Here is a 24,330-nt window from a genome sequence, read left to right as displayed (position 1 = left end):
ATGACGCATCCTCTGTTTCAATCAATGACGCAACAGTCTGCTTATGATGGCAAGCCGGCACAGCTGGTGGAATTAAGCAATGCGGCGGGAGTCAGCGTTGTGTTGATGGATATTGGCGCAACCTGGCTAAGTTGTCGATTGCCGATAGCTGATGAGGAGCGCCGAGAAATCATACTGGGCGTGGCTAGATTGGCTGATTTTGAGCGTCAGCAAAGTTACATGGGCGTGACGGTTGGCCGCTATGCCAACCGCATCGCCAATGGACGTTTCAACATACACGATCATGCTTATCAGCTGACGACTAATCAAGTGGGCAACACCTTGCATGGCGGCGCATTCGGCTTTGATAAAGTGCGCTGGCGTATTCGCGAGCAGACGTCAGCAAAAGTGGTTTTTTCACATGAGTCTCCAGATGGCGATCAAGGCTTTCCGGGCAACCTTACTGTGATGGTGACGTATCAGCTCACCGAGGATAATTGCATTGAGATCTGCTATTTAGCGAACACAGACAAAGCGACACCCGTTAACCTGACCAATCATGCTTATTTTAATCTCGATGGGGCGGAATCGGGCGCAGATTGTCGTGACCAAAGGTTGCAAGTGAATGCGGACCACTACTTGCCGACGACGGATTTGGGTATTCCTTTGGGGGAGTTGGCATCAGTCGGTGGGACGGGGTTTGATTTCAGGCAGCCTAAAACAATTCGTCAGGATTTCTTCGCGGATAGTCAGCAAGAAGGTGCCAAAGGTTACGATCACAGTTATTGGTTTAACCCTCGCCGAGAGGCTTCGATGGCGGTTGCTGTGCTTGCGAGTCGTGATGAGAAGGTTCAAATGTCGGTGTTTACCGACAAACCGGCGATGCAGTTATATTCGGGGAATTGGTTGGCTGGTACGCCAAATCGCAGCGGTGGTGAATATGCCGACTATGCAGGCGTCGCGCTGGAAACGCAGTTCTTGCCAGATTCTCCTCATCACCCTGAGTGGGATCAGCCAAGTTGTGTGCTTGAACCAGATCAAACGTATCGCTACCACACAGTTTATGCTTTTGATTTTTAATCAGTTCAACGAGAGAGTTGCTGTCCTGCGTGAATGTTAGCGTCGGGCGTAAAAACAAAAAAGAGCACGAATATCAGCATATTCGCGCTCTTTTTTATTTGTCTGATTTGGTGATTTTGGCTTATCTCTCCGACACACGCACTACGGAGTTTCGACGCACAACGGTGGGTGAAAAAACGATGGTCTCATTTTCCACGTGATCCTCACGCGCTAATGCGAGTGCTAACCGCGCGGCTTTGTCGGCCATCATCTCAATTGGATAACGCACTGTGGTGAGGCGAGGGTAGACATAACGGGCGATTAAACCATCATCAAACCCCATCATGGACACTTGCTCAGGCACTTTGATGCTGTTTTCATCCAAAACAGATAACGCGCCTGATGCCATGTAATCGTTGTAGGCCACCACTCCTGTTATCTCAAGTGACTTGTTGAGTAGGTTCGTCATCGCGATTTCACCGCCATCACTATTGGGTTCGGCATACTCGATATGGCTTTTTGACAGCGTAATATTGTTGTCTTTCAGTGCGGCAAGATAACCCTCAACACGCTGAGAAGCATCTTCAATGTTTTGTGACGACGCGATACAGGCAATTTTAGTATGACCGTGATTGATGAGGTATTCGGTCGCTAGATACGCGCCTTTGCGGTTATCAAGCGAGATGCAGCGCTCTGCCAGATCAGGAATGTGACGATTAATGATCACCATGCCTTTCACTTCTTTGGCATAGCCGATCAACTCTTCATCTGACAATCCCTTTGCGTGGATAACCAAGGCATTGCAGCGGTTATTGATTAGAAGCTCAATCGCATTGCGCTCCTCTTCAGGGCGGTGATAGCCATTGCTGATCAATATGTGTTTGCCGTGCTCATGGGCAACGTTGTCCACCGCCTTCACCATGGTGCCAAAAAAGGGGTCAGACACATCACCCACTAGCACGCCAACTGTGTTGGTGCTTTGACTGACTAAGGCTCGCGCTGCCGCGTTGGGACGATAGCCGAGTTTACTCATCGCGTTGGTGACAGATGCGATGGATGATTCACTCGTTTTTGGCGATTTGTTAATCACGCGAGAAACGGTTGCGACAGAGACTCCCGCCTCTTTCGCCACGTCCTTGATCGTTGCCATTTTCTACCTCTCAATTCACTGAGGCTATTAAATACCGATTGTGTAAATGAAGCAATTAAAGTGAGTTTCTCTGTGTGAATTTTTAAGATAACCAATTGTAATCTTGGTGATTAGTGGGAGTGTAAACGTTCTGCTTTTTGGGCTCTTTTTTATTGAATCTTCTATTGTCAGCGCAAATGAAAATGCGTCGAAAAACGAGAAAGCCCGGCCTGTCGTTGAACGAAAGGGCGGGCTTTTATATCCGAAACTATGTCGCTGAAAATCAATCAGCGTGATATTCAGGGTAATCCGTCAAGCCTTTTTCACCGCCACCAAAGAGGGTGTTGGGATCGTGCTGTGCCAGCGGGTAGCTGTTGCGAAGTCTGTTTGGCAGATCGGGGTTGGCAACGAATGGGCGGCCAAAACCAATCATGTCAGCAAGACCGTCTTTGACTGCTTGTTCGGCTTTGTCGCCGTCGTATTTACCCGCGTAAATGATCACGCCTTGGTACACTTCACGCACATTATGTTTGAACACGGTTGGGGTTTCTGGGGCATCGTCCCAATCCACTTCCGCAATGTGCAGGTAAACCACATTCAGTTTGTTTAACAACACAGCAGCAGCGGTGTAGGTTTCTACGGGGGTTTTATCCACGGTGCCGTTCAATGACGTGAACGGCGCGAGACGCACGCCGACGCGATCTGCGCCAATGGCGTCAGTCATAGCTTCAATCACTTCACCGAGGAAACGCAGACGGTTCTCGATAGCGCCGCCGTATTCGTCGGTACGTTTGTTGGCTTCTGAATCAATAAACTGGTTCACCAAGTAGCCATTGGCAGCATGCAGTTCAACGCCGTCGAAACCCGCTTCAATGGCATTCAAAGCCGCTTGACGGTATTCCGCCACCACGTTTTTGATGTCTTCTTTTGTCATTTCACGCGGTTCAACCACGTCGAAAAATCCTGGTTCATCGGTACCGTTATCGATGAATACTTTGACGTTTTCGGCTTTAAGTGCAGACGATGAAATAGGTTGTTCACCGCCTGTGTTAGCCGTATGCGTCACACGACCTACGTGCCAAAGCTGTGCGAAAATCACGCCATCTTTTTCGTGAACAGCGTCGGTCACTTTACGCCAGCCCGTGATTTGCTCTTCGCTATAAATACCCGGTGTCCAAGCATAGCCTTGGCCTAATGCCGAGATCTGCGTGCCTTCAGCCACGATCAAGCCAGCACTGGCTCGTTGTGCATAGTAAGTCGCCATCATATCGTTAGCGCAATTGCCGGGTTGGGTGGCACGAGACCGTGTCATCGGCGGCATGACAATGCGGTTTTGAAGTGAAAGAGAACCCAGTTTAATAGGTTGGAACAATGCGTCTTTCATGTCGATTTCCTCGTATTCGCTTATCTCATTCAGCGCAATCGGTTAGGCGTCAGGGCTATTGATAAGAATGATGTTCTCTTTTACATGCCGCGCTAAACGTTGGCTTTGCTTGGGGTCGAGAATAAGCGCTCATAGTGTGTGCGTAAAATTATCGATTATTATCGAATGAATAATTTTACGTTATGAACATCGCGAGTCTTGTGCACGGACTTACGCGACAGAAAGAGTTAAAGAGGTTAATGAAATAACGGGGGGGCTGAGCGGTGTTTCAGGTGGGATGCAAACAGAAAACATCCCGCCAACACACTGCGAAAAGCGCGGTGTTGGCGGGAAAGGTTAGACATGATTAATTTAACGAAAACTGTCGTTAAACGAAGCCATCATTAACGAAAGCTATATGCGCCATGACCATTAGAGAAGGTCCAATGATTGCCATTTGACCAATACACTTCAGGCTCTTGCACACATTGGCCACCGCTATTCACAAATCCTGCGCCGTAAAAATCACCGCCGCGATTCAAGCTACACAGGTTAGCATCGCCGTTTTCCGTCGCTTTGATACGCTCCCCAATATCTTCTCGGCTAATCAAAGACAGCCATTCAAATTGGTTCAGCGCTGATAAAACAGGGCGTTCGCCTTCTGCATCACGCACTGTGATTTCACTGCCACCTGTGCATTGGAAATCGCCGTTGCCAAGGTTATCCACGTAACCGTGCAGGGTTTTTTCTACGCCGTTGACTGTCATTGGGAAGCGACAGATGTTCGGGTAGTCATTGCCTAGACGCAGGGTAGCAAGGTTTTGACGCTCTTTTTCAGTCAATGCCGCAGGGTCGAAGGTGTCGTTGTGGCTAAACCAGCCTGATGGCAATGCGGAATCCAGTGCTTCATAACCGTGTTCTTGACCAATGATGACAGGGCCAATCAGATCGTTAACCGCAGGGTTGCGTGGCGTTTCAACCGAATCGAGCACACTGTGAGAATCTACGCCTGTAGAACAGCTCAGAGAGATTCGCTCAGGGTGCACATCTGCAGGCAAGTTGATGTGGAACTTGTTACTTTCACCGTTGTTGTAACGACCACCTGCCAGCGCAATGCGCTGCACTGAACCGTCTTCGCCATCAACAACTAGCTCACATTGCTTTTGTGAAGTCAGGCTGTACTGCATGATACCGCCTTGATGGGCTGCATAAGCCCAGTTTGCGCCGTTGACGTGTTTAACACCGTCAAACTGCGTACATTTTCCGTTAGCAAGAAAGCCTGCACCGTCGTGTGATGTGCCTGATTTATCAAGGCTACAAAGGGTTTGCTCACCCAGCGCCGCGGTTGGCGAATAGGTTACTTTGCCCAACAGTTCGCCCTTGCTTGCCAGCAGTTGGTATTCCATCGGCACGGATTCTGGCATTTCGCGTTCGCCATTCACGGCCCAATACATGTCTGATGATGAGCGGCATACGGCGTTTGCTGTATCTTCATAACCGACGAAGTTGGCTTGTTCACCATTCGCATTGGTATAGCTGAACTGACAAAGCGGTAGCCATTCATTGTTTTCTTTGATCGTCTGCCATTGGGTGTTCACGCGATCAGCGCTGGTGATGGAAACGACGTCTTGCCAGCCTTCGAGTTGCAGGTCGATGGCACTTGGCGCAGGAAGATCAAATAGGTTGCCGTAGTTGGAATACACCAAGGGATAAATCTGGCTTGGGTTATTCTCTGAAGGGTCGTAAATACCCAACACAGTAATAACTGGCACGCCTTTCGATGTTGGTTTTGAATAGTTTGAATCAGCTTCAACATATTGCTGTGCATAGTGATCCCACTGCGAGAAGCCCGTGGTGCTATTCATGTCCAAATTGTTCGAACGGTTAAACCAATCTTGTGTAATGCGAGATTGGATAGGGTGCTCCAGTGTGTAATGACTGATAAGGCCAGTCAGCGGATACTCGCCACCCCCCATGGCTTCACGAAGAAAGCGGAATTCACCTGCGAACGGCGGCACAATTTCACCACTGCTAGGGTTTTCCATTGTCTCTGGTGCAGCAGACCAATGGATGTTGCCGATGAAGCGATTGTAGCGTGCATCCCAACCCCAGCCAGATTCCATGTCATGAATCGACGAGTTTTGTGGGTGGTGACCACGACCGAAGTTGTGGCCAAGTTCGTGTGACCACTCGTTGCCACGGGTATCGTCTAGCGTCACAATGCCACCGCCGCCGCTGCCGCCATGCACCACGACGGTAGACGTGACAACGCCTGTCTCCGCGTTTTTCGCCAAATAGCGACCACGGCTGTTGTGTGCCGTGATATGGCTAAATGGGCGAGCCCAGCTAGCATCGCCGCCAGCGGTATCTGTGATGCCGAAGTTGGCGTTATTAATACCAATGGAGAACAAGCGCTTACCGATGAACTCACGCATGTCACCACCGTGCCATCCTGGTGTTTCAAACTCGCTGGCCTTGGTGTACACCTTGCCATTTGGCAGTGTCACTTTTCGTAAATGCACGGGCGTGTAATCTGCCATTACCAGTTTAGATACTGGGATCTTCTGGAAGTAATCGGTCGCCAGATTTGGCATTTGCTTAATCATGTCATAGCGATCACGCGGCTCAACCAACATGCCGATATCAATGTTTTGAATCACCATTTCTGGTGCGCCGCCGAATACCAGCATGTCGCTGTTGAGATCGCCTTCACGGCCTCGATTGTCACTAAAGCGCAGTGATAGACCGGGTTTCATCCATTCCCAGCTCAGGGGGAAACTCCACGCGTGGTGGGAGTACACCACTTTGCTTCGGCCATTGTTTGGCTGATCGGTTTTCGCCAATGCGCTCGGTGGCTGCATTGGGAAACGACCCATGCTGACGCCGTCAAGTTCAACGTCGACCCACAGTTGGTTTACACCACGCTGAGAGGGAGTCACCAACAACTGCGCGTTACGTGACATAACAAGATTAGGGTGACCCAACACCTCGTTGCCATTTGGCATCACACTGGTGTGTGTCTGTGCAAAATTAACGTGGGCACGAAGGTTACCAAGTAAGTGATTTTGCGCATTGCGGCTGTCGTTGTAGCTAAGGCGGGTTGGCAAAGTGGTAAAGCTAAACGTTTCAGTGTCGCAACTTAGTGCATTACAGCCTTTGAGCTCGACTTCATAGGTGGTTTCTGGTTCGAGATCGCCAATATAGAAACTCTTGCCTTTGGCAGAATAGTTATAAGTGATCGGTGATTGACCTTCGTGGCGAGCGGTCAGTGCAATGGAGTAGTCAGCATCATCACTTGTTGCGACCCAAGCCAGCTCTACGCCGATGTCAGACACAGATGCTGCCTGCAGCTCAGTGATCTCTGGCAGAGTCAGCGTGCCGCAGTCAGACGTGACGGTGCGCAATACCATGTCGCTTTGCCAAATATAGCTGCCGTCATCATGTTGTGAGCCACGCGCTGCGGGAATGTATTCTACGTAGCAACCCGTATCATCCGATGTCATGACACCGAATTCGCGATGCATCAAATAGAAGCCGCCATTGTAAGCGACGTATTCCCAATCGGTGTCGACAAACGGGAAGGCCGTACTGTATTCACCATTTTTATCGCTTAGCGGAAACATTGGGTAGTTTTCGTGGTTCACCCAATATTCTTTGCCTTGGTACTGCAAAAAGCGACGACCGTCGCGCTCAACAATGTTGGCGGGGTCTAGTGCGAGTTGCTGCATCTGTTCCAGCGATGCACGAGTTTGTTCACCCATCGCAGTGAGTGTGTTGGTTTCTGCCAGTGTAGGCAGGCTGACAAGTGCGCTTCCAATGAGCAATGGCAACAGCTTTAGTTTCATGGTTTGTCCCAGAAAAATGTTCTTAGAATTATGTGTTTACGGACGGGATTCTGATGGATTTATCAATAATGATGATGGGTGAATATGCAATTCATTGATCTTGGTGCAGAGATTGTTTTTGAAATGTTGATCCTGCTTCAATAATGCGGGTTTTGTCGTGCTACATGCTGGCTGAAAAATAAGCTTTAAATCATTAATTTAGAGTGAAAATATTGAGTTGGTATTGTTCGAGTTAACATGGCGTGCCCACTGATATTGGCGAGATTGAAGGAGCGTTGGAATGTGTGATCATCAACGATGCTTGATTTTGACTATGCGGAATTTACGCGTAGATCATCGCCATTTTGTGTAAAACCCGCATTTTTGAACGTAACAAGGCACAACCGCAGCAGGCCGTGTTGGTAAACTTTTATTATCGACATTGAACGTGTGCTTCACGGAATACACGCTGAAACCCCGAGCCATAGGCGAACCAATACAAGGATGATTTTCTATGCAGCTTCTCACTGGCAACCTGACGCATTTTCGTAACCCTCAATCGCATGTAGAAACGCCATACAGCGATGCCCAACGGGGTATTTTGAGTGTGAAGAATGCAGAACAAGCCATTGCCTCGATTTCGCAATGGCCCGGTTATCAGGTGACACCGCTTCATGCATTGAGCGACATGGCAGCATCGGCTGGGGTGAGTCAGCTTTGGTACAAAGACGAGTCACAACGTTTTGGGCTAAAAAGCTTTAAGGCGTTGGGTGGGGCATATGCCGTTGCGCGTCAGTTGCAGTGGGTGTTGAGTGAGCGCTTTGGCAAAACGCCAGCGATTGCGGACTTATTGGCCGGTAAATGGCAATCAGAGGTCTCTGAGATCGTGGTGAGTTGCGCGACTGATGGAAACCATGGGCGCTCGGTTTCTTGGGGGGCGCAGATGTTTGGTTGTGGCTGCGTCATTTATGTCCACCGTGATGTGTCTGAAGGACGCAAGCAGGCGATGGAAGCCTTTGGTGCGAACGTGATTCGGATCAGCGGAAATTATGATGAATCTGTTCGCATGGCAGATTCTGAAGCTAAAAAACATGATCGCGTGATTGTGTCTGATACCTCGTATGAGGGGTACATGGAAATCCCGAAAGACGTGGCGCTGGGCTACACCGTCATGCTGGCGGAAATCGTTGAGCAGCTTAAAGGTGATATTCCAACCCATGTATTTGTACAAGGTGGTGTGGGCGGCTTGGCATCCGCGGTGTGCGGCTATTTTTGGGACTGGTGGGGTGATGCACGCCCACGATTCATTATTGTTGAACCAGAGCAAGCGAATTGCCTTCAGCAAAGTGCGCAAGCCGGCGAGCCTGTTGTTGTTCATGGTGATCTCGATACCTTAATGGCAGGGTTGGCGTGTGGCGAAGTTTCGAGCCTTGCGTGGTCAATTTTGGCTAATGGTGCCGATGATTTTATGACAATCAGCGAAGGCGCAATACCTGAAACAATGAGATTGCTTGCGGCGGGTTATCAAAACGACCCTGCAATTGAAGCAGGAGAGTCCGGTGTGCCGGGCTTGTCGGCGTTGCTATTGGCGCGAACTCAAGCCGAATTATCGTCAGCGTTGGGGCTAGATGAAACCAGCCGCGTGCTTGTTTTTGGCACCGAAGGTGCCACTGACCCCGAACTCTATCGTGAGCTAGTCGGCTAATCGTCTCGTTTGCTAGCCGACATCATAAATGGGCAGTGTGATAAATACACACACTGCCATTTTTCTTGGCAGACGTTTTATTCCGCCACTTCATCAATAGGCACCGTTAACCCAGTTTTAACCGGATCCATCACCACATTGGTTTGAAAGTTTTTGATGTTCGCATTGTCGAAGAATGTCTCTCGTGTGAACGTGTCATATCCCGCCATATCTGCCGCTGTCACTATTAAAATGAAATCCGAACTCCCTGTCACGTAATAACATTGCTGTACAGAGCGGTTCGTTTTCATTTCCTTTTTGAAATTATGCATCAAATCGACGCGCTCGCGCTCAAGGGTCACTTGCACCACAAACGTCATCGCATTTCCTACCGCTTTAGGGTCAATCACAGACACATCGGCATGAATGATTTTTTGCTCTCGAAGGCGTTTTAAACGTCGCTGTACGGCGGCGGGAGAGAGTCCCACTTGTTCTGCGATTTGATCGGATGTCGTACGATTTGACGCTTGCACGATATTGAGGATCTTGCGATCAAAGTTATCAATAGAAGGTGTTGATGAATTCGGCATACCCGTTCGGTCCTTTGAATGGTGACGTCAAAATAGTGGTGGTGTTTCTGTCCATTTTTGAGACAAAAACAAGGCGAGAAAGCCATGTCAGTGTTTATTTTATCTTGGTACTAAAAACCCACTATAGCGCATAAAAAATGCGGAATTTCTTCATTCCAAAAGATGTTTATTGGGATTTTCTTTAAACCCTTCGGGGGATTATGGATCTTGTGAACGAAATGTAACAACAAGCTTGATGGAATGGTCAGAGATGGAAAAGATAAACAGCGAAACTGTTGCTCTTGGATGCGAACTTGAGCACTTAGCACCAGCAGGACGCATCGGTGTTATCGCATTGGCGACGGATTTCAATATCGAGCACGATTTTAGCCATCTGTATCCCGATGATGTGCGTGCATTTACCAGCCGCGTGCGAAACGTTAACCCGTTGACGGTCGAAAACCTGCGCAGCATGGCACCGGGCATCAGCGCCGCGGCAGATTGCATTTTACCCGGCACGGACTTGGACGTGATTATCTACGCTTGCACCTCTGGCACTGTTGCCATTGGTAGTGACCGTGTCACTGAATTGGTTCAACGCGCACGACCCGGCGCTCAAGTCACTAACCCTGTGACCGCCGCCCTGTGCGCGTTTGAAGCGTTGGGCGCAAAGCGAATCTCCATTTTGACTCCCTATACTGATGCGGTGAACCGAGAGATGGCGGCATTGTTCATCGAGCAAGGTTATGACGTACTCAATATTGCGGGATTTGGCTTCGAAGATGATACGGCGATGACGTACATTTCGAGGGAGGACATTGCGCAAGCGGCCATTTCAACCTGCCACCCTGATGCTGATCTCCTCTTTATTTCTTGTACTGCGTTGCGCGCGTCGAGTGTTGTGTCGCGTTTAGAGTTGGCGCTAGACAAGCCTGTCCTCAGCAGTAATCAGGTATTGGTGTGGCATTCCCTTCGGTTGGTGAACTACCCCCGACCGATCACAGGATTTGGTGTGCTCCTTGAGCAGCATCTCGCGCAATAGTGCATCTGTTTCTATTGTCTGAAGGGACAACGCTTTTTTAATGGCTCGCTACGGAGTGCTCACAATGTCATTGCTTTCTTCACCTTCGGTTTCTTCATTATTGTTATCCGAGCAGCTTGTTGCTGACATGACGACGTGGCGGCAGCACCTTCACCGGTTTCCCGAGTGTGGTTTTGACGTCAATCTCACCGCTGATTTTATTGCAGACAAATTAGACAGCTTTGGCATTGAGGTGGTGCGAAATATTGGTCAAAGCGGGCTGGTGGGCATGTTGCGCAGTGGAAGTAGTACGGCCAGTATCGGGCTCCGCGCAGACATGGATGCGCTGCATATCCATGAACAAAATACCTTTTCACATTGCTCCCAACATGAAGGGAAGATGCATGCCTGTGGGCATGACGGGCACTCCGCCATGCTATTGGGAGCCGCCGCTTATCTTGCTCAGAACCTAATGTTTGATGGCACGGTGTACTTCATTTTTCAGCCTGATGAAGAGCATGGTCGTGGTGCACAAGCCATGATTGATGATGGTCTTTTTGAACGTTTCTCCATTGATGAAGTGTACGGTATTCATAACTTTCCCGGTTTAGCGGAAGGCGAGTTAATGGTGCGTGCAGGCTCGTTAATGGCGAGCGAAAGCAGCTTTGAAATTACGATCCATGGGGTCGGCGGTCATGCCGCTTTGCCACATCAAGGCATTGATCCGATTGTGGTCGGCGCACAAGTGATCATGGGGCTTCAAACCATCGTCTCGCGCAATCTCAGCGCCATTAACGAAACCGCCGTGGTGTCTGCCACCGAGTTCGTGACGGATGGCACGGTCAACGTGATCCCTTCCCAAGTGACTATCAAAGGGGATTGCCGATGTTTTACGGAAGCCACGTTGGCACGCATCGAACAGAGCATGGCGCGTATTGTTGACGGCATTTGTTTGGCGGCAGGTGCGACGTATTCATTTGAGTTCATTAATACCTTTTACCCCACAGTAAATGCACCACAGCAAACTGCTTATGCCGTGAAAGCTGCGCAGAAAGTGTTGGGTGATGACAAGGTCAACGGCGAATGTGAACCGCTGACTATTTCGGAAGATTTCTCAAGCATGCTTCGCGTTAAACCTGGCTGTTATGTATTGCTCGGTAATGGCGTGGAATCGGTCGGTGGGTGTGCGCTGCATAATCCCAAATACGATTTCAATGACCGCATTCTGGCATTGGGAGCACGATATTGGATCCAACTGGTTAACGATCGTTTAACCCAACTCACGGTCGATTGAATCAGGCAACAGGCTGTGTCTGACACAGTGCAAGTTCACCACCTAAGTACTTGAGTGAATGCCATGACGGCGTCCGGTATTAAGGTGTTTCTCGGATAGCGACATAGAAGGATGGAAGTAATGAAGCGATTTGGCGTAGCACTATTAAGTTTAGGAATGATGTTCGGTGCACAGGCTGAGACATGGAAGTTTGCGTCGGAAGAAGACAAAACTGACGTGCAAGATATCTATGCGCAAAAATTTGCCGAGGTGATGAAAAAAGAGTCGGATGGCGATATCCGCGTGCGTATTTACTATTACGGTCAGCTTGGCACAGAAAACGATATTGTTGAGCTAGCAGCAAAAGGCACTATTCAGTTTGTGTCTGTAGGGTCTGGTCACTTGGGTTCTTACGTGCCCGAAGTGCAGGCGGTAAGCTTGCCATATGTGTTGGGTACAGACGAAAAAGTGACACACAAAGTGCTGACTGAAAGCCCAACGATCTACAACGAATTGGCCCCTAAGTTTGAAAAGGTCAACTTGAAGCTGCTATCGATGATGTCTGAAGGGGAAATGGTCTGGGGGGCTAACAAGGCGATTCGTTCACCCGAAGATTTCTCTGATCAGAAAATCCGAACGTTCACATCGACAATTCCTGTTGAAACCTACAAGACGTTTGGTGCCACCCCGACGCCTTTGTCGTGGGGTGAAGTGTACGGTTCGCTTCAGCTCAAAACCATTGATGGCATGGTTAACCCTATTTACTTCATCTACAACGCCAAATGGCATGAAGTGCAAGATTATTTGATGTTCCCAGGGCAGCAACCTTACGTCAGCACGGTGTCGACAAACAGCAAATGGTTCAGTGAATTGTCTGCTGAAAAACAAGCCATGGTGAGAAAAGCGATTAAGGCCGCCGATCAAGCCGCTTATGAATACCAAATTCGCATCAACAGCGAAAACATGGAAAAAATCCTCAAAGAACGTCCTGAAATGCAAGTGGTGGTGTTGACTGACGAAGAACGTAATCGTTTTAAAGCACTGAGTGAGAATCTGCATGCGACGTACTATGACGTGGTGGCGAATGCGTATCCTGACGATCAAAAAGCCGCCGCGCGCGAAGGTGCGGAGAATATTCTGCAAAGCTTACTGAGCGAAGTGAAAGCAGCGTCAGCAGCGCAATAGTGCCATCTCTCCATCAGACGATGCGGCAGGTTGTTCGCATCGTCTGGTGGGTCAGTCATGTAACTAGCGTTGTTAGTAAAAGGAGCGTTTAGCCTTCACTACAGATTGCTGACAGACTTGCTAACTCGTTTGTAGGACATTCTATGAAAAACCTGTTGAAGAAGATCAGCGAGATGACTGAGAAGCTTGAGCGCTTTTTGATCATGACAGGCATTCTCGCCATGATGGTGAATTCAACGGCGAATGCCATTGGCCGTTATGCATTCAATAAGAGTATCTTCTTTTCTGAAGAACTAAACCAATTCTTGATTGTTGGCGTCACCTTCATTGGTTTTGCCTATGCCGTTCGCAAAGGGCGCAACATCCGGATGACCGCAATTTATGATTCGCTGAGCCGACCGGTACAGAAAGTCCTCACCACAGTGATTGCCTTTTGTACGTCACTGTTGCTTTTCTATCTCGCCTATCTTTCGGTGTTTTATGTCCTCGAATTGAAAAGTATTAACCGGCTGAGTCCCGCGCTTCAAATGCCCGTTTACTATATCTACGCCATTATTCCGGTTGGCTTTGCCATGGCGGGGTTGCAGTATGCGATGAGCTTCGTGATGAACTTGCTCCACAAAGAAATCTATCTTTCCTTTGATGTCACCGAAGATCAAAAAGACCTATCAGGGGTGTTGTGATGAATGATGTGATGCAATTTTTTTCAGACATTATCGCGGGTGAACTCGATATCTATGTGATCACGTTTACCCTCGTTTCCGTGATGATCATTTTGTTATTCCTCAGTTTTCCGATGGTTGTACCTTTGGCGGTCGGTGCCTTGATTGGCTTGATTCATTTCTCTCAAGTCGACCCAGAAGTGCTCATCCAACAAATGGTCACGGGCATTTCCCCCAACGCCTTGATTGCGGTGCCCATGTTTATTTTGGCCGCAGACATCATGACGCGCGGACACACCGCGCATAACCTGCTTGGCTTGATTCAAGCGTTTGTTGGCCACCTGCGCGGCGGCTTACCGATCACGACGTGTATTAGCTGCACCTTGTTTGGTTCGGTGTCTGGTTCCACGCAAGCGACCGTGGTGTCGGTGGGGCAGATCATGCGCCCTAAGCTGTTACAGGCGGGCTATAAAGACAGCTTTGTGATGGCGTTGATCATCAATGCCAGTGACATCGCGTTTTTAATTCCACCGAGCATTGGCTTAATCCTTTATGGCACATTGGCTAACGCGAGTGTCGGTGAATTATTCATTGCGGGGATTGGGCCCGGTGTCGTGTTGACCTGTTTCTTTGCCATCTACAGTTACGTATACAGTGTGAAGCATAGCGACAGCATCAGTTTGGTTGAAGAAACCAATTCCGCAGAAAAAATTGTAGCGATCAAAAAAGCCATATTGCCGCTGGGTTTTCCCGCACTCATCATTGGGGGTATTTACTCAGGCATCGTCACTCCCACTGAAGCGGCCTCTTTTGCCGTGCTTTACGCCATTATTGTGGAATGCGTGTTCTATCGAAAATTGGGCGTGAAAGATATTTGCGATGCCGCGCTGAGCACTGGGCTGATTACTGCGGTGGTGTTTGTGCTGGTGGGTGTTGGTCAAGCGTTCTCTTGGTACATTTCCTTTGAACAAATCCCTCAAGAGCTTTTGGCACCGTTGGATCTAGATAACGCATCGCCGGAGTACATCCTGTTTGTGATTGCGTTGGCCTTCTTCGTCGGTTGCATGTTTGTCGATTCGCTGGTGGTGTTACTGATTTTGACGCCGATCTTTATGCCTATCGTTTATGCGGCAGGGCTTGATCCTATCCTTGTTGGAGTGTTGATCACCTTGCAAATGGCCATTGGCTCGGCAACACCGCCATTTGGCTGTGACATCTTCACCGCCATCGCTATTTTTGAACGACCTTATTTGGACGTGATCAGAGGAGCCTTGCCGTTCTTCGTGATCTTGTTGTTTATGTCAGCGCTGCTGATTTTCTTCCCGGGCATTGCGTTAATGCCAAGAGACATATTATTTCCATGATGGCGTTTTCTTTTAACGGAATCTGATTTGATGAAGCTGTTTTTGACGTGCCATAACCAGTTGGCACCGAGCGTTGATAAAGGATGATTAACATGACCACACTGCCATTGGTTGTGCCTGCACGCGGGTTTGCGTTGGCGGAATACGAATACCGCACGCAGCAATTGCAGCAACATATGCGATTGCAGCAAATAGACGCGGTGTTCTTTACCACTGAGCCGGAGTTTCGCTATTTCAGCGGCTTTAAATCGCAGTTTTGGGAAAGCCCAACCCGCCCGTGGTTTCTTGTCGTGCCAGCCGAGGGCAAACCTATTGCGGTTGTGCCTGAGATAGGCGTGGCAGGGTTTGATTTAACGTGGATTGATGACGTGCGCAGTTGGCCTTCACCAAGACCTGAAGATGATGGAATTTCATTACTTGCTGCGACCTTGGTTGAAGTCAGTACGCGTTATCGCCGTACTGGCGCGATGTTAGGTCCCGAAACATCTCTGCGTATGCCCGCGGCGAATTTCGCGATGTTACAGAAGGTGTTGGCGCATCATGAGTTGGTGGACGCATCCTTAATGGTGCGAGAGATCCGCAGTATCAAATCATTGGCAGAGATAGATAAAATCCGCTTTGCGTGTCAGGTAGCTGCTGCAGGGTTTGACTACTTGCGCCACCATCTTGCCATTGGCATGACGGAGCGGCAGGCGTGCAAAGCCATGCATCTAGAAATGCTGCGTTTGGGCGCTGACAGTTGCCCCTATTTGATTTCGGCATCAGGGCAGGGCGGGTATGACAATATCATCATGGGGCCCACCGATCGCGAGTTGGTCGACGGTGATGTGCTGATCATTGATACGGGCGCAAACTTTGACGGTTACTTCAGTGATTTTGACCGAAACTATGCGTTCGGGGATGCCGCTGAGGATACTGTGCAAGCTTACGATGCGGTGTATGCCGCAACGGAAGCGGGGTTACGTGCCGCTGCGCCAGGGTCGACCACGGGGGATGTGTGGCAAGCCATGTGGTCTGTGCTTGAAAAAGCAGGCGCGCTCGGAAACGATGTTGGACGAATGGGGCACGGTTTGGGCATGCAACTCACTGAATGGCCGTCCCATGTGCCCAATGGTGATGTGGTGCTGAAACCAGGAATGGTACTCACGCTCGAACCGGGCATGGCATTCGCGCCGAACCGAATGATGGTACATGAAGACAATCTTGTGATCACCGAATCAGGCTGTGAATTGCTGCACGAAAGAACATGGCAGCAGATGCCATTAATTACCTGACATGCACGGGGGGTGACAGGCTTCGTCTTCCCCCTTACAGCTTGCTCTGCTGAATAAGCGTACTCAGCCTCAGCACCAAATCAGCGACATTGGAGGCTTCGAATTTTTCATTCCTGCCGAAATCACCCTTTGATTGGTAAGTAGTTGGCTACGCGTATTCCAGTTTTCGTGTCGTAGTAGATTTTTCCTCGAGTAGCTTGAGGAGGCTGCGCCATGGCTTTTTTGGATAACAAAATATCAATACATTGCATTGATTGAGAAATGTCTCTTGGAAAGACACGATATAGAAGATGGTCCTTACCTTCATAAACGACCACATCGGCAGGGTACTTGTGTGTGGGTTTGGCGTCTGGTTGGTAGTCTTTATATACATAAATAGTAGGCGAAGAGACAGGTTCAGCGTCGTCTTTTGCTACTCCAACGGGAGTGACCAATACACCATGACCATTGACTATTGCCCACCATGATGTTCTGTTCATCAGAGGGTAATACTCACTGGTCTTCAATATTATATCTTTCGTTTCACTAGGTGGGGTATCGTTTAAACAAGCGTTTGACACGTCCGCAGCGACCGCCTTTTTGAATATGTTGAATGAAGACTTCTGCAATGGTTGAAGTACAGCAATAATGTCGTTGCTGCTTGAGCCAAAAGGTGTGCCCGCAAAATTAATAAATTGGCCGGTTCTTCGTTTTACTTTTTTGTTCAGATTTTTGTCTTCACTTGATTTAGATGAAGACGCTTTCGCTGCATCTTGCTTCTCCACTTGTTTTTTTCTTGCAGCTAATTCTGTATCGAAAGGTGCAAAGTAATACTGGTTCATGTAGAGGTTTAGGTCATCTTCACTGTTAAACTCAAGCAGTTCGATCCTGCGGTTTTTTGCACGCCCTTGCTTAGTATTGTTCGGGTAGGCTGGAAGATAATCCCCAAATTGATAGTAGTGCTTTAGATTTGGCCCCGCTTGGATAGTCAGTGACGCAATTTCGAATGCTCGTTTTTTGGAAAGCTTGAAATTGGTTTCTGAATTGCCGCTAGAGTCAGTATGTCCTACAACGGTTAGCCATGTAGTTGCAGACCTAGCATTCAGGCCTCTATGGTAGAAAAAGCTCTGTACGCTGTCTTTGTTTTTAAGATCAGTACTGCTTGGCTTGAAGATCGAGTGGGCTGTTGTTCTTGTTCCGACGAAGCGTTTTGTTCCATTTTCTTCTACGTATAATTTTTCCTGCTTTAGATCAAGTGTGTTTTGATAAGCAAAGAAGATCTGTTCGTTAGAATATGATGAACCAGTATTTTTTGACGCTTCTCCTTCGCCTGGTGTCCCTGCACAACCAACGGAGAGGATGGAAAACAAGGCTAGAACTATCGATCTTTTCATTGAAAGCATGTTGAATCCCAAAATGTAGCTTGTGAATTTCTTAGGTAGAGAAAATTAAAGAAGCCTACAGGCGTAGGCTTCTTTGTAGCTATTGAAATTGTGTCAGAAGTAAAGGCTTACCGAAGCCTCTTAGATCAGAATTACTTTCAGAAAAGTAGCCGCTCCAAAATCTTTCGATGGCGTTCATCTTTGTAGAGGAGACATAGCTTTGTCCTCCCGGAAGTAAGCCTGCACCCATGACGTAAACTCGAGCTCCAGCGAAATCGCCCAGCTCACTTCGATCAATAACTTGGTCAATTTCTTTTTTAGGGTCAATTGTTCTAACACTTCCGCGTTGGTAAAAAGATGTTGACGCGGAGTTTTCAAGCATATCGCTAATGAGTAAGACTACTTTGTCTTTTGCGTTAGAGTTTTTGACAATCTGGGTGCTGATGTCTCTAAGTGCAGCAAGCACTTCAGTAAAATCAGTATTTTCTTGCGCTGAAAAAGAATCTTTGAGTGCAAAACCAGTCTTAGCTAGGAAATAACGTTTTTGATCTTTCAAGCACTTGTCAAACTTAGCTAATTGGGATTTTCGGACTTCGTCGCGACTGTCTTTAGACAAAGGCATATCAGTTTTGCCTTTAAGAGCAATACTGGTAAATCCATCTTTGTTGTAGGACGAAAACTGAATAATCTGAATGCTGTCGCCTGGTCGGATAAAACGAGAAATCTGCCCATAGGTTTCTTGCATGATTCGGTCATTCAGACTGGCTGACATCGTTCTATCTATAATCACAAATAACTCACGTTCAGCCGTGGTAGTGACTAGATCATCAGGTAGGCCTTGGCTGCAGCTAGGAATATCATTCCTATCTGTGAAGGCTAAGGCCGCCGATGACATCAAACTTGCAGCAATCAATAGCGTTTTGATTACCATATTACTGTCCTAGCGATGCTTGCAGTCGGGCTAAGCGTTGCTCTGAAGTTTCCTCAGACGCTTGTTCCTTGATTGCTTTCATTGCAGCTACAACGGTTGCGTCATCTAAACCTAAAATATCTCCCTGCTTCACTCGTTGAATGATTTCATCAGTGAGCACTGCAGATGATGTTAATGACTGTGCTTGAATCTGCGAAGAAGCTTGTGGTGTTTGAGTTTTCACTGCAGGCTGGGGTTGAACCTTGGTTTGTTCTGCTTCTAGGCGTAAGAAACTTGTGAAGTTTCTATTGGTAGAATTAGTGGCAGCAGAAAGTACACGTTGTTCCCCTGAGTTTTTCTGGGAAAAATTCGCTATCTTTGCTTGGAGATCTGACAAGACACGTTGAGCCGCTCTTGCTACAGCTTCTTGACGAGCAGCATAGTAATTAATGAAGTTAGTAACATTGTCGAACTCATTAATGTAGTTGTAAGCTTCCTTTGATTCCCTTCCTGAAAATGTCGTTTTGAAACCTAGGTAGATACTGTAGAACTGCATAGCAACGAAAATAACGGCTAGGATGACAAAAGTAGTCCACCCGGCTTTTTTATGTGCATCGCGCTTTTCGTCTTCTGCAATCTTAGATGCTTCTTCATTTGCATCTCTTCCTTCTTTTGGTACTGCAGCAAACGGATTGTCAAACACTGCAATATCTGTGTTCTCAGAAGCACCTTGAACTTCTTCAATAGCAAGCTTCTCGAGAACTTGACCACGAACATAAGTTGCACCAACAGCGACGATAGCGATAAAGGACAACGTGATAATAGTTAATGCCCAAGATTTAGAAAATTGAGCATTTACTTTGTCTAATCGGTTTGCCATTTGTTGCCAGCCTGACTCGTTGTCATCAATATGATTGCGGCGAGATTTAAGGCTTACAGTATTATCTGGTTCGATAATGTTTGTTTTGTTTTCAGAATTTTGCCAGCGTAAACGAACCTTATCGATTTGTTGGTTACGATAAATTTCGCCGCCCATAGTATGGGTGAGAGCAACAAGCAGAGCACTGATGATAAGTGCAATGGCTACAGCAGCTTCTTTTTGAAGAGATTCGCTCGCATCTTGAAGAGTAAACCCTGCTAGTACATAAGCAAAACCTGCAGCTTCGATCAATACGAGTATGGACAGACCCAACCAGTGGTACCATTTTAATGGGTTGACGCCTTTGTCTCCAACTTTATCTAGATAGACACTTGCTTGCTGGTAGTGCTCTTCATCAGCCTCATTTTCAACATAATTCTTTAGAAATGCGCTGCATACTTCAGTTTCTGAATTGAACCAATTCTGGTCATTCAATCCTAGTCGTTTTGATAATCTATTATTTACTCCGATAAGAGGGAGTCTGTACCAAAGAGACTTAAGCCAAAGCGCGAATGCCTCTCTTTTGTAATAAAGAGTGAACAGAGTAACCAACGTAGACAAAGCAATAGCCAGTACGGTTCGGTACTGAATCATTGTTTTTATAATTTCGTTCATTTTATTCTCAAAGAATGTTTAGATGATGTTTCAAGCTTGAATTCTATTAATAGCATAGTAACTAGTCAATAATAATGCTTGTTTTGCGGGGTGTGCAACGTGAATAACGTTTACTCAGTCTGAATTGATTTTTATTAGTCGTCGTTTTTAGTGTGATATTTCAGAGATTTTCTTTATTAACAATATTCTCAATATGGGAGTGGGTTTTCAGGGGAATTGGTTAATACAAATGCCATCCATAGTTTCCTCTCGGTTCGTTCATTTTTATTTACTGGAAAATCTGCCATTAGTGTTGGGAGGAATGACGTGCTTTTTCGACTGATGAACACTAAGCATTGATGATGTTTTGATTGCTTCAGTGAGCGACAATCATTTAGCTGTGGTTACAGCTTGCTCTGCTGAATAAGCGTACTCAGCCTCAGCACCAAATCAGCGACATTGGAGGCTTCGAATTTCTTCATCATGTTGGCGCGGTGAACCTCAATGGTGCGCAGTGAAACGCACAGCGTCTTCGCCATTTGCTGGTTGGTTTGGCCTTTTAGCACCTCTTTCAGCACCTGTTTTTCGCGCTCAGTCAGGCTGTTGTATTTCTTCTCAACGTTAACGTGACCTTCGCGCTTAAACGAGTGTGTCAGCGCCTTGTCGATGGCTTTGGCCAGTTTGTCGCCATCGACGGGTTTTTGAAAGAAATCGACCGCGCCATCTTTGAGTGCATCGACTGCCATCGGTACATCGCCATGTCCCGTTAAGAAGATGATGGAAAGCGGACTTCGTGCCTCGTTCAATAAGGTTTGCAGTTCTTGCCCGCGCATTTCAGGCATGCGGCTGTCCAGCACAATGCAACCGGGCTGATGAATATCAACCTGTTCGAGAAAGGCTTGCCCTGAGCTGAAATCTTGAATCGTTAAGCCGTAAGTTTCCAACATAAAAACCAGCGACTCTCGTACCGCGTTTTCGTCATCCACTACATAAACGGGGCCGGTGTTGGAATTCATCATGCTTGTTCTCTCTTGAGGGGGATGACCACGGTGACTTCGCAGCCATTCGGGCGGGCAGGTTGGATCATCAAATGCCCATGGTGTGATTCAATGACATCACGGCAGATTGCCAGTCCAAGTCCAAGACCGTCCTGCTTGGTGGTGAAGAAGGGTTCTTTTACCGTTTTCTCACAGGCTTCCAGGCCCACGCCATTATCTTCAACGCGAATAACAATGTCATTTTCGCCATAGAGAAGCTCGACGCTGACCATTGGCCGCTGTTCCCAATCCAGATTAGCAAGACACGCTTCTTTGGCATTTCGTAGTACATTGAGCATGACTTGTTGCATGCCAATGTAATCAAATTCGCCTTGTATTGGCGTGCCTTCAACCGTGAACTTCAAGCCAATTTTCAGTGCTTGAAAATCAAACTCGATAAGCTCTAACGATTCACTGATAAAGGCTGCTGGGTCACAGATAACCCGCTCGCTCGGAGTGCGTTTTATTAAGCTTCTTAAGCGCTGAACAATGTCACTGGCCACGCCCACTTGCTGGTGGATCTTGCCCAGAAATGGCGCGAGCTCTTCCGCGGTCATACCTTGATCTAACCGCCGTTGAATGCCTTCGGAATAGTTCTTGATGGTACTTAATGGCTGATTAATTTCGTGTGCAATGCTGCTGCCTAGCTCGCCGACAATCATGGTGCGCTGGGCATGTTCCAGCATGGTGTTCTTTTCTTTGAGATCAAACAATGTGCGTTCCAAGTCCTTCTTGCTGCGGTTGAAATGGTATTCAAGCCAGAAGTGGTACACGTTGAGCAGAACAAGAAAAATCACGATGGCAAAGGTGATGAGTTGGTTTTTGGTCAGCCACTTGAATAGGCCCTGTTGCCAGCTTTCTTGCAGCGGGTGCATGTCAAGGTGTTGAAACACTTTGTCTACGCGCATCGAACTGGCGGGCAGTGTCCAGCCAATGTTACCTGCCGCGGCTGCCGCTTTTGAATATTCAGGGAGTGACAATAAGGCCTGAGTGACTTTTTTACCGATCTCGTTCGATGCGCGTTCCGTTTTGGTCAGTGTCCAGTTTGGATAAAGCGCCGTTGTGACAGCGCATACCGAATCATGAGGGTGTTTACGGTCAAGCACACGAAGTTGATGACGTTTTAGTAAGCCTTCTTTGGCCATACTTTCCAGCGTACAGGCAGGCACAATCGCCACATCCAGTTTCTTATCCAGCACATCGAGCAGCAGTTTGTCTGTTGGTGGCCCCGTAAACGTGATGTTTTTGTAGAAAGCCCGACTGAACAAACCGCTTTTATCCAGCTCATACCGCAGTGCCAAAAATCCGCCAAATGCTTTTTCAGAGACTGCTGCGACTGACGCATGCTCAATATCCCTCAATGTTTTATAAGGCGAGTCGTCGTGCACGACGACCACCGAGGCGATGGAATGGGTTGCATTACTGCTGTAGGCAGTTTTCTGCGTGGCGAGCCAGTTAAGCGGATATTGGCGGGCAATCTTGGTCGCCTGTCCTGGGCTGGTCAGCAGAAAGTCGAGTTGATTGTGTCGAAAAGCATCATCTAACTGGTCGAAATCGTACGTGTGGATATCAAATGTTGTATTTGGAATTTGAGATTCGAGCCATTTCAACGTTGGAAGCCACGCGGCTTTGGCATGGTCGTCTCCACGCAACGCAAGTACGCCAACATCATAATGCTGAATAACATTAGCTCGCACCGGACAGGCGCAAAAACAGCTAAAACTGACGACGAAAAGTAAAACGGCCTTGATGCTAAACAGGGGCATCAGGCGCACTAAATATCCAGACAAAAGGGAGGACCGTTAAAGGGCAAACTCGATTGGCGGGGATGATACCTGAAATAACCGCTTTCTTTATGTTGTTTTAGATCAAATTAGTGTCGATATTGTGGTTTACCACAATATCCGTCAGCCCTTCAAAAACGCACAATCCGTGCTACTGGCTCTTAGCGGCCAACTAAATAATTTATAGCGTGATGCTTTTCAACGTGTGGCACTAAAAAACAATAACTCAGCCTCCCAGTAAAGCTTCATGTCACCGATTTCAATCTGCTCAGTGATGAGCGAAAAAATTTAAACAATATTGGAATGATGTGATGAAGAAATCGACAATTGCAATGGGTGTGCTCGCTACTGCAATGGCAGCAGGCTACGTAGGATATACCTCAATGTTCGGCGCACAAGCCGTCACCGTAAGTGCAGACGTATTGAACGAAAAATTCAATGCGTATGCTAACCCTGAAGCCTTTATTTCTGCGCAAGATCTGAAAAGCATCATGGGCACGGGTGCAGATGTTGTGGTCATTGGTGCACTTAACCCAATGAAACCTGATGCGCCAATCGAAGGCTCTTTCTCTATGTGGCGTAATGACTACTCTGCAGCAGACGGCGCCTATGCATTTGACGGCATGCGCAATTCTGTCGATGAAATGGAAACGCTGCTAAGCCAGTACGGCGCGACGCCTTCTTCAACCATCATTGTTTACGCTGCTAACTCTCACCACGATGCTGCTCGCCTTTTCTGGCAAATCAAAAATCTAGGCCATGACGATGTTCGCTATCTAGACGGTGGTTTGAACGCATGGATTGGCGAAGGCTACCCAACGGGCAATGCTAACCCGACCGTGACGGCAAGCAATTACGAAGCGCCTGCACCGCAAGCAGTAGAGAACGGATTAGCCACACTAGAGATGGTGATCGATGCACAATCTTCTGAAGACTGGGTGATCCTAGATACGCGCGGCGCTCAAGAATTTGATGGTTCTACCACCGTATCGGGTGCATTCGGTCCTGGCACGATTCCTGGCAGTGTTCATATCAACTGGACCAAAGCCCTGAACGAAGACAGCACGCTGAAAAGCGCTGAAGAGCTAACAGCACTTTATGGCGACGTGATCAAAGGCAAAAAAGTCATTGCTTACTGCCAGTCTGGTGTTCGTTCTGCACACACTCAAATGGTACTGGAAGAAGTACTGGGTGCAGAAGGTATCTACAACTACGACGGTTCTTGGATTGAATACAGCTACGCCCACTACGAGCAATCACGCGCTGACGTGCCGGTACAAAACGGCAAAAGCTAATTGCGAATGAGTAAGACGGTGGGTCGGTGTGTTGCTGACCCCTG

Annotated in this window: 18 protein-coding genes; 9 read left to right on the top strand and 9 right to left on the bottom strand. The window is 47.9% G+C overall.

What is annotated here, in order from left to right:
- Positions 1-1,059 (top strand): galactose-1-epimerase, encoded by a 1,059-nt coding sequence (gene galM / locus A1OO_RS19860; protein ID WP_017004192.1) that lies wholly within the window; start codon positions 1-3, stop codon positions 1,057-1,059.
- Between the two features lie 121 nt (positions 1,060-1,180).
- On the opposite strand, the gene A1OO_RS19855 is transcribed toward galM, so the two are convergent.
- The 3 genes from A1OO_RS19855 to A1OO_RS19845 form a co-directional block, all read right to left on the bottom strand.
- The gene (locus A1OO_RS19855; RefSeq protein WP_016961220.1) at positions 1,181-2,188 is read right to left on the bottom strand and encodes a substrate-binding domain-containing protein; all 1,008 of its coding nucleotides are present in this window, start codon (positions 2,186-2,188) and stop codon (positions 1,181-1,183) included.
- A gap of 262 nt (positions 2,189-2,450) precedes the next feature.
- Positions 2,451-3,551, bottom strand: a complete 1,101-nt coding sequence (locus tag A1OO_RS19850) for an alkene reductase (RefSeq protein ID WP_017004191.1) — start codon at positions 3,549-3,551, stop codon at positions 2,451-2,453.
- 383 nt (positions 3,552-3,934) lie between these two features.
- On the bottom strand, positions 3,935-7,375 hold the full coding sequence (locus A1OO_RS19845; RefSeq protein WP_017004190.1) for a M66 family metalloprotease: 3,441 nt from the start codon (positions 7,373-7,375) through the stop codon (positions 3,935-3,937).
- Between the two features lie 493 nt (positions 7,376-7,868).
- Here A1OO_RS19845 and A1OO_RS19840 point away from each other — a divergent pair, with 493 nt between their 5' ends.
- On the top strand, positions 7,869-9,059 hold the full coding sequence (locus A1OO_RS19840; protein ID WP_017004189.1) for a diaminopropionate ammonia-lyase: 1,191 nt from the start codon (positions 7,869-7,871) through the stop codon (positions 9,057-9,059).
- 77 nt (positions 9,060-9,136) lie between these two features.
- On the opposite strand, the gene A1OO_RS19835 is transcribed toward A1OO_RS19840, so the two are convergent.
- Positions 9,137-9,628, bottom strand: coding sequence for an Lrp/AsnC family transcriptional regulator (locus A1OO_RS19835; RefSeq protein ID WP_016961225.1), 492 nt, complete (start codon positions 9,626-9,628; stop codon positions 9,137-9,139).
- Positions 9,629-9,878: 250 nt separating this feature from the next.
- On the opposite strand from A1OO_RS19835, the gene A1OO_RS19830 reads away from it, so the two are divergent.
- The 6 genes from A1OO_RS19830 to A1OO_RS19805 all read left to right on the top strand — a co-directional run bounded on the left by A1OO_RS19830 (position 9,879) and on the right by A1OO_RS19805 (position 16,386).
- Positions 9,879-10,649 (top strand): maleate cis-trans isomerase family protein, encoded by a 771-nt coding sequence (locus A1OO_RS19830; RefSeq protein ID WP_017004188.1) that lies wholly within the window; start codon positions 9,879-9,881, stop codon positions 10,647-10,649.
- Positions 10,650-10,713: 64 nt separating this feature from the next.
- Positions 10,714-11,922: a M20 aminoacylase family protein gene (locus A1OO_RS19825; RefSeq protein ID WP_017004187.1), complete on the top strand. Its 1,209-nt coding sequence runs from the start codon at positions 10,714-10,716 to the stop codon at positions 11,920-11,922.
- Positions 11,923-12,042: 120 nt separating this feature from the next.
- Positions 12,043-13,086: a TRAP transporter substrate-binding protein DctP gene (dctP, locus tag A1OO_RS19820; RefSeq protein ID WP_016961228.1), complete on the top strand. Its 1,044-nt coding sequence runs from the start codon at positions 12,043-12,045 to the stop codon at positions 13,084-13,086.
- Between the two features lie 143 nt (positions 13,087-13,229).
- Positions 13,230-13,769, top strand: a complete 540-nt coding sequence (locus A1OO_RS19815; protein WP_016961229.1) for a TRAP transporter small permease — start codon at positions 13,230-13,232, stop codon at positions 13,767-13,769.
- Entirely contained in the window at positions 13,769-15,112 is a 1,344-nt protein-coding gene (locus A1OO_RS19810; RefSeq protein ID WP_017004186.1) for a TRAP transporter large permease, read from the top strand. The genes A1OO_RS19815 and A1OO_RS19810 overlap by 1 nt, the downstream gene beginning before the upstream one ends.
- A gap of 92 nt (positions 15,113-15,204) precedes the next feature.
- Positions 15,205-16,386, top strand: coding sequence for a M24 family metallopeptidase (locus A1OO_RS19805; protein WP_017004185.1), 1,182 nt, complete (start codon positions 15,205-15,207; stop codon positions 16,384-16,386).
- 122 nt (positions 16,387-16,508) lie between these two features.
- Here A1OO_RS19805 and A1OO_RS19800 read toward each other — a convergent pair whose 3' ends face one another.
- The 5 genes from A1OO_RS19800 to A1OO_RS19780 form a co-directional block, all read right to left on the bottom strand.
- Positions 16,509-17,768 carry an OmpA family protein gene (locus A1OO_RS19800; protein WP_016961232.1) on the bottom strand — a complete coding sequence of 420 codons (1,260 nt, stop codon included), beginning with the start codon at positions 17,766-17,768 and terminating at the stop codon, positions 16,509-16,511.
- A 79-nt stretch (positions 17,769-17,847) separates the two neighbouring features.
- Positions 17,848-18,678: a hypothetical protein gene (locus A1OO_RS19795; protein WP_016961233.1), complete on the bottom strand. Its 831-nt coding sequence runs from the start codon at positions 18,676-18,678 to the stop codon at positions 17,848-17,850.
- Between the two features lies 1 nt (position 18,679).
- Complete coding sequence (locus tag A1OO_RS19790; RefSeq protein ID WP_241819198.1) at positions 18,680-20,191, bottom strand: hypothetical protein; 1,512 nt, start codon at positions 20,189-20,191, stop codon at positions 18,680-18,682.
- Between the two features lie 383 nt (positions 20,192-20,574).
- Positions 20,575-21,186 (bottom strand): response regulator transcription factor, encoded by a 612-nt coding sequence (locus A1OO_RS19785; RefSeq protein ID WP_026023961.1) that lies wholly within the window; start codon positions 21,184-21,186, stop codon positions 20,575-20,577.
- Positions 21,186-22,973 carry a sensor histidine kinase gene (locus A1OO_RS19780; protein ID WP_431354959.1) on the bottom strand — a complete coding sequence of 596 codons (1,788 nt, stop codon included), beginning with the start codon at positions 22,971-22,973 and terminating at the stop codon, positions 21,186-21,188. Before A1OO_RS19780 ends, A1OO_RS19785 begins: the two co-directional genes overlap by 1 nt.
- Before the next feature lie 329 nt (positions 22,974-23,302).
- On the opposite strand from A1OO_RS19780, the gene A1OO_RS19775 reads away from it, so the two are divergent.
- Positions 23,303-24,286: a sulfurtransferase gene (locus A1OO_RS19775; protein WP_017004183.1), complete on the top strand. Its 984-nt coding sequence runs from the start codon at positions 23,303-23,305 to the stop codon at positions 24,284-24,286.
- Positions 24,287-24,330 lie beyond the last annotated feature (44 nt).

It is taken from the genome of Enterovibrio norvegicus FF-33, from assembly GCF_000286835.2.
Lineage (GTDB): Bacteria > Pseudomonadota > Gammaproteobacteria > Enterobacterales > Vibrionaceae > Enterovibrio > Enterovibrio norvegicus_A.
This window is presented reverse-complemented; position numbering and strand designations above follow the sequence as displayed.

Excerpts from the sequence above, each read along its gene's own strand:
- A1OO_RS19800 (WP_016961232.1), bottom strand. The coding sequence starts at position 17,768 with ATGCTTTCAATGAAAAGATCGATAGTTCTAGCCTTGTTTTCCATCCTC.
- A1OO_RS19840 (WP_017004189.1), top strand. The coding sequence starts at position 7,869 with ATGCAGCTTCTCACTGGCAACCTGACGCATTTTCGTAACCCTCAATCG.
- A1OO_RS19830 (WP_017004188.1), top strand. The coding sequence starts at position 9,879 with ATGGAAAAGATAAACAGCGAAACTGTTGCTCTTGGATGCGAACTTGAG.
- A1OO_RS19805 (WP_017004185.1), top strand. The coding sequence starts at position 15,205 with ATGACCACACTGCCATTGGTTGTGCCTGCACGCGGGTTTGCGTTGGCG.
- A1OO_RS19795 (WP_016961233.1), bottom strand. The coding sequence starts at position 18,678 with ATGGTAATCAAAACGCTATTGATTGCTGCAAGTTTGATGTCATCGGCG.
- A1OO_RS19780 (WP_431354959.1), bottom strand. The coding sequence starts at position 22,973 with ATGCCCCTGTTTAGCATCAAGGCCGTTTTACTTTTCGTCGTCAGTTTT.
- A1OO_RS19855 (WP_016961220.1), bottom strand. The coding sequence starts at position 2,188 with ATGGCAACGATCAAGGACGTGGCGAAAGAGGCGGGAGTCTCTGTCGCA.
- A1OO_RS19775 (WP_017004183.1), top strand. The coding sequence starts at position 23,303 with ATGAAGAAATCGACAATTGCAATGGGTGTGCTCGCTACTGCAATGGCA.
- A1OO_RS19825 (WP_017004187.1), top strand. The coding sequence starts at position 10,714 with ATGTCATTGCTTTCTTCACCTTCGGTTTCTTCATTATTGTTATCCGAG.
- A1OO_RS19810 (WP_017004186.1), top strand. The coding sequence starts at position 13,769 with ATGAATGATGTGATGCAATTTTTTTCAGACATTATCGCGGGTGAACTC.
- A1OO_RS19785 (WP_026023961.1), bottom strand. The coding sequence starts at position 21,186 with ATGAATTCCAACACCGGCCCCGTTTATGTAGTGGATGACGAAAACGCG.
- A1OO_RS19790 (WP_241819198.1), bottom strand. The coding sequence starts at position 20,191 with ATGAACGAAATTATAAAAACAATGATTCAGTACCGAACCGTACTGGCT.
- dctP (WP_016961228.1), top strand. The coding sequence starts at position 12,043 with ATGAAGCGATTTGGCGTAGCACTATTAAGTTTAGGAATGATGTTCGGT.
- A1OO_RS19815 (WP_016961229.1), top strand. The coding sequence starts at position 13,230 with ATGAAAAACCTGTTGAAGAAGATCAGCGAGATGACTGAGAAGCTTGAG.
- galM (WP_017004192.1), top strand. The coding sequence starts at position 1 with ATGACGCATCCTCTGTTTCAATCAATGACGCAACAGTCTGCTTATGAT.
- A1OO_RS19850 (WP_017004191.1), bottom strand. The coding sequence starts at position 3,551 with ATGAAAGACGCATTGTTCCAACCTATTAAACTGGGTTCTCTTTCACTT.
- A1OO_RS19835 (WP_016961225.1), bottom strand. The coding sequence starts at position 9,628 with ATGCCGAATTCATCAACACCTTCTATTGATAACTTTGATCGCAAGATC.
- A1OO_RS19845 (WP_017004190.1), bottom strand. The coding sequence starts at position 7,375 with ATGAAACTAAAGCTGTTGCCATTGCTCATTGGAAGCGCACTTGTCAGC.